The sequence below is a fragment of the Variovorax sp. GW531-E2 genome (genome assembly GCF_059423125.1).
This window is the reverse complement of record NZ_JBWKXQ010000112.1, coordinates 1-5,223: the sequence shown is the minus strand read 5'-3', so window position 1 is coordinate 5,223 and position 5,223 is coordinate 1. Positions and strand designations below refer to the sequence as shown.

Below are 5,223 nucleotides of genomic sequence, written 5' to 3'. Positions count from 1 at the left end.
GCGCTGGCGCTGGTGGGGGCGGGGCTCACGGCGCTGGTGGCGCTGCAGCTGAAGGCGTCGTCGTCGCCTTCGTCCGTGGCGGTGTCGCAGGCAGCGCAGCGCGTGGCGACGGGTGACCTGGCGCAGGCGCTGGCCTTGCTGCCGGGCATGGACCGCGCGGCGCTGCTGCATGCGTATGGCGTGGCGTTCGGGATGCTGTTGTGCGTGCTGGCCGGGGTGACGGTGTTGACGGCGGTGGTGGTGTTTGCATTCCTGCGCGGCGATGCGCCGTCACATCACCCGGAGGCGACGTTGGAGTGCCCGGTTTCCTGAAGCATGTCGGGCGCGGTGCTCAGCCCTGCGCGGTGTCTTCTGCGAAGAGACCGCGCAGCCACTGCGTGAACACCCGCACCCGCGACGACAGCTGCCGGTTCTGCGGATACAGCACCGAGACCGGCATCGGCGGCGGCGCAAAGCCCGGCAGCACCGCCTGCAGGCGGCCGTCCGCCAGCTCGGCCGCCACGCGGTAGCGCGGCACCTGCACCAGCCCGAGGCCCATGACGGCGGCGCCGGTGTACAGGTCGGCGCCGGTTACCGACACGGTGGCGGCCAGTTGCACGGGGCGCACCTGACCGTCGACCGTGAACTCGAGCGGCAGCGCCTTGCCCGTGCTGCTCGACACGTAGTGCACCGCGCGGTGCGAGGCCAGTGCCGCGAGGTCGACGGGCTCGCCGTGTGCCGCGAGGTAGCCGGGGCTCGCCACCGTCACCTGCGGCAGCAGCGCCACGCGCTGCGCGACCAGCGACGAATCCTGCAGCGGGCCGGCGCGCAGCACGCAGTCGACGCCTTCGCGCACCAGGTCGACCAGCCGGTCGTCCTCGCCGATGTGCAGCTGCAGGCCCGGATGGCGGGCGAGGAAGGCGGGCAGCGCCGGCACCACGAAATGCCGCGCCAGCGTGCCCTGCAGGTTCACGCGCAGCAGGCCCTGGGGCGCCGCATGGGTGAACGCGCCCTCGGCTTCCTCCACGTCCGCCAGCAGCCGCACGCAGCGCTGGTAGTGGGCCTCGCCGTCCTGCGTGAGGCGCACCGTGCGCGTGGTGCGCTCGAGCAGCCGGGCGCCCAGGCGCGATTCGAGCCGCTGGATCAGCGTGGTGAGGGTGGCGCGCGGAATCTGCAGGTCGTCCGAGGCCTGCGTGAAGCTCTGGCGCTCGGCGATCCGCACGAAGGCCTGCATTTCCTGGAAGCGGTCCATGGGGTGGCTCTTCGCGCCTATTGTTTAAGTAAACGGAATTTTATTGACGAATTGGTGCTGATTATCTTTTGGGTGGAATGGCCGACCATTCGCTTCGTCCACTCACCACCCCAAGGAATCGCGCCATGAACACCACCGCCACTTCTGCTTCGCTGCCCACCCGCGTCGCCCTCGTCACCGGCGCCTCGCGCGGCATCGGCGCCGCCATCGCCCGCCGGCTCGCCGCCGACGGGTTCGCCGTCGCCGTCAACTACGCCGCGGGCGCCGCGCCGGCCGAAGCGCTGGTCGCCGAGCTGAAGGCCACGGGCGCCCGCGCCCTCGCGGTGCAGGCCGACGTGGCGAACGCCGAAGCGGTGCGCGCGATGTTCGACACCGTCGAAGCGCAGCTCGGCCCGGTCGACGTGCTGGTCAACAACGCCGGCGTGCTCCAGACCGCGCCGCTGGCCGCGCACAGCGACGCGCTGTACGACCACACCTTCGACATCAACGTGCGCGGCACCTTCAACACCCTGCGCGAGGCCGCGACCCGGCTCGCCGAGGGCGGACGCATCGTCAACTTCTCGAGCACCACGCTCGCGCTGCACATGCCGGGCTACGCGATCTACAACGCCACCAAGGCGGCGGTCGAGGCCTTCACGCACGTCTTCGCCAAGGAGTTGCGCGGCCGACGTATCACGGTGAACGCCGTCGCGCCAGGGCCGGTCGCGACTTCGCTGTTCCTGGACGGCAAGACCGACGAACAGATCCAGGCCTTCGCCCAGATGCCGCCGCTGCAGCGCCTGGGCCAGCCGGAAGACATCGCCTCGGTGGTGTCGTTCCTGGCGGGGCCGGACGCGGGATGGGTCAACGGGCAGGTGCTGCGGGCCAACGGCGGCGTGGCCTGAGTGGTTCACCACGATTTCCACGGAGCACGCACCATGCACCCGCCTTCACCCCACGCGGCCACCCCGCGCTTCTTCAGCCTCGCCTACACGGCGTTCACGGCCGCCGCTGCGGTGGTGGCGGCTGCCGCTTCGGCGATGGCGCTCGTGCTCGAACTGCCCGTGTGGGCGATGTTCGTCGGCTGGGTGGCGTTCTACACCCGCGGCGCCACCGCACGCGACGGCGTGTTCAACCTCGTCTGCGTGAGCCTGGGCCTGCTGATCGGCAAGGGCGCGGCGCTGGCGATCGCCGCGCTGGCCCCGATCGCGGGCGCCGCGGCGCTGCCGGTGGTGGTGCTGTTCGTGGCGCTCCTCGTGGTGTCGATGCGCAGCGTGCCGCGACTGAGCAACCTGCTGTGCTACTTCCTCGGGCTGATCGCGTTCTTCGCGGTCCACCAGCCCCCTTCGCTGTCGCTGTTCGCCACGCTGGCCGGCGCGGCGGCACTCGGATCGATGGCGGCGTGGGTGGCCCACCTGCTGCAGCGCCGCGTGCACTGACCACCGGACTTTCCTTTCTTCCCTCCCACCTTCATTCAAGGGGTTTCATCATGCAATCCGTCATCCTCGTCACTGGCGCCGGCTCCGGCATCGGCAAGCTCAGCGCGCAGGCGCTCGCCGAAGCGGGCCACATCGTCTATGCCTCCATGCGCGACATCGCGGGCCGCAACAAGGGGCGCGCGGCTGAGCTGCGTGCCCTGGCCGCGGCCCAGGGGCTTCAGCTGCATCCGCTCGAACTCGATGTGCTGTCGCAGGCCTCTGCCGATGCCGCTGCGGAGACCATCGTCCAGGCGCAGGGCCGCCTCGATGTGGTGATGCAGAACGCGGGCCATCTCGTGGTCGGGCCGACCGAGGCCTTCACACCGGAAGACATCACCCAGGTGTTCGACACCAACGTGCTCGGCGCCCAGCGCGTGAACCGCGCGGTGCTGCCGTATCTGCGCCAGCAGGAGTCGGGGCTGATGCTGTGGATCAGCAGCACGACCACCAAGGGCGGCTTTCCGCCGTTCATGGGCCCGTACGGCGCGGCCAAGGCGGCCATGGATTCGCTGGCGGTGACGCTGGCCTACGAGGTCGCGCGCTTCGGCATCGAGACCTCGATCGTCGTGCCGGGCGCGTTCACCCGGGGCACCGATCACTTCCCGAGCGCGGGCAAGCCCTCCGACGCGGCCATTGCCGCCGCCTACGGCCGCTACGACGGCGTGATGGACCGCATCGGCGAGCGCCTGTCCGCCCTCACGCCCGAGCACGCCGATCCGCAGGCCGTGGCCGACGACATCGTGCGCATCGTGGGCCTGCCGGCGGGCACGCGGCCGATGCGCTCGCTGATCGACTTCGTGGGCGACGGTGCGGCCGAGGTCTTCGAGGTGTCGGAACGCGTGCGCATCGACTTCGCCCGGCGCATCGGCATGGGCGACCTGCTCGAGGCGAAGGTCCGGCGCTGATCGTGGCGCAGTGTCAACAAGAAGCGGTGGATCTTCCTGTCCAATAGCGGCATGGAACATTCACCGAACGACGTGACAGAGCGTCTGAACGACCTCGAGATCAAGTCGAGCTATGCCGAAGATCTGCTCGAGCAGCTGAACATGACGATCTACCGGCAACAGCAGCAGATCGACAGCCTGATCCTGCAGGTCGCGCAACTCAGGCTGCAAAGCCAGAACGCAGGGCAGGACGGGGGCGCGCGCAACCTGCGCGACGAACTCCCCCCCCACTATTGAAGAAGAGCGCTCAGCCGTGCGCGTGCCAGAGCACGGCGAAGAAGTGGCAGGTGCTGCCGGCCAGCACGAACAGGTGCCACACCGAATGCGCGTAGCGCACCTTGTTGTCGAACAGGAACACCACGGCCCCGGCCGTGTAGAACAGCCCGCCGGCCACGAGCCAGGCCAGCCCCGCCGATGACATGCGCTCGTACAGCGGCACCGCCGCCATCAGCGCCATCCAGCCCATCGCCACGTACAGGCCGGTGGACCACAGCGGGTGCTGCAGGCGGTTGAACAGCTTGGCGCCCACGCCCAGCACGGCGGCGGCGGTGATGGCGCCGAACAGCGTCCAGCCCCAGGGCCCGCGCAGCACGCCGAACAGGAAGGGCATGTAGCTGCCCGCAATGAACAAGTAGATGGCCGCGTGGTCGAGCCGGTTGAACCAGACCTTGGCGCGGCCGATGGGCAGCGCGTGGTACAGCGTGGAGATCAGGTACAGCACGATGGCCGTGCCCGCGAAGAGCGACGCGCCCACCACGGCCGCGGCCTGGCCCTTCTGGGCAGCGCTGTAGACCAGGATCGGCAGCGAGGCGATCGCCAGCAGCAGGCCCAGGCCGTGGCTCAGGGCGTTGAAGAGCTCTTCCATCGCGGTCTGGTCGCGCGCGGCGGACGCCTGCTTTTTCTGCAGATCGGTGGAACGGGCGGGCTGCAGCTGCAGCGGCGGGCTATTCGTCATCAGGAACAGAGCCTCCGGGATCGGTGTTGGTTGCGCAAAAATCGCGAAACCGGCAGATCATGTTACTTGACCTGCTGTTTGCCGAGTTTGCGTGCCAATGTGCGCCGATGCATGCCGAGTCGGCGCGCGGTTTCCGAGATGTTGAAGCCGGTCTCGGCCAGCATCTCGTGGATGCGCTCCCACTCCAGCGTCTTGATCGAGGTGGAGCGGTTGGTCAGTTCGACCTCGGTGGTGCCGGCGGCGCGGCCGAAGGCGGCCTCGATGTCGTCGGTGTTCGAGGGCTTGGCCAGGTAGTGGCAGGCGCCGAGCTTGATGGCCTCGACGGCGGTGGCGATGCTTGCGAAGCCAGTGAGCACCACGATCAGCATTTCGGCATCGTGCCGGTGCAGCATCTGCACGCAGGCAAGCCCCGAGGCCTCGCCGTTGAGCTTCAGGTCGACCACCGCGTAGCCGGGCGAGGGGCCGTCGCCTTCTTCAAGCAGCGCTTCCACCTCTTCGAGGTTGCGGGCATGCACCACCACGTAGCCGCGGCGCTCGAAGGAGCGGGCGAGCGTGCGCGCGAAGGCCTCGTCGTCCTCGACGATGAGCAACTGGCGGACTTCGGCGGTGTCGGGGGTGGACGTCATGGGCTGGTGG

At 69.3% G+C, this 5,223-nt stretch carries 7 protein-coding genes and 1 pseudogene; 5 read left to right on the top strand and 3 right to left on the bottom strand.

Going from position 1 to position 5,223, the window contains the following annotated elements:
* Positions 1-312, top strand: a pseudogene (locus AC07XP_RS31900) (MFS transporter); the annotation flags it as partial.
* A gap of 19 nt (positions 313-331) precedes the next feature.
* On the opposite strand, the gene AC07XP_RS31895 reads toward AC07XP_RS31900, so the two are convergent.
* Positions 332-1,231, bottom strand: a complete 900-nt coding sequence (locus AC07XP_RS31895; protein ID WP_492694140.1) for a LysR family transcriptional regulator — start codon at positions 1,229-1,231, stop codon at positions 332-334.
* Positions 1,232-1,356: 125 nt separating this feature from the next.
* On the opposite strand from AC07XP_RS31895, the gene AC07XP_RS31890 reads away from it, so the two are divergent.
* From AC07XP_RS31890 to AC07XP_RS31875, 4 genes are read left to right on the top strand one after another with little or no spacing between them, the layout of a single operon-like run.
* Positions 1,357-2,115: an SDR family oxidoreductase gene (locus tag AC07XP_RS31890; protein ID WP_495266915.1), complete on the top strand. Its 759-nt coding sequence runs from the start codon at positions 1,357-1,359 to the stop codon at positions 2,113-2,115.
* Positions 2,116-2,148: 33 nt separating this feature from the next.
* On the top strand, positions 2,149-2,649 hold the full coding sequence (locus AC07XP_RS31885; RefSeq protein WP_495266914.1) for a DUF1097 domain-containing protein: 501 nt from the start codon (positions 2,149-2,151) through the stop codon (positions 2,647-2,649).
* Between the two features lie 50 nt (positions 2,650-2,699).
* A complete protein-coding gene (locus AC07XP_RS31880) occupies positions 2,700-3,593 on the top strand; it encodes an SDR family oxidoreductase (RefSeq protein WP_495266913.1) in 894 nt (297 codons plus the stop codon).
* Between the two features lie 51 nt (positions 3,594-3,644).
* Positions 3,645-3,869, top strand: a complete 225-nt coding sequence (locus tag AC07XP_RS31875; protein ID WP_062469081.1) for a SlyX family protein — start codon at positions 3,645-3,647, stop codon at positions 3,867-3,869.
* A 10-nt stretch (positions 3,870-3,879) separates the two neighbouring features.
* Here AC07XP_RS31875 and trhA read toward each other — a convergent pair whose 3' ends face one another.
* Positions 3,880-4,587: a PAQR family membrane homeostasis protein TrhA gene (trhA, locus tag AC07XP_RS31870; protein WP_495266912.1), complete on the bottom strand. Its 708-nt coding sequence runs from the start codon at positions 4,585-4,587 to the stop codon at positions 3,880-3,882.
* Between the two features lie 62 nt (positions 4,588-4,649).
* Entirely contained in the window at positions 4,650-5,213 is a 564-nt protein-coding gene (locus AC07XP_RS31865) for a response regulator transcription factor (protein ID WP_369631728.1), read from the bottom strand.
* Positions 5,214-5,223: the final 10 nt, after the last annotated feature.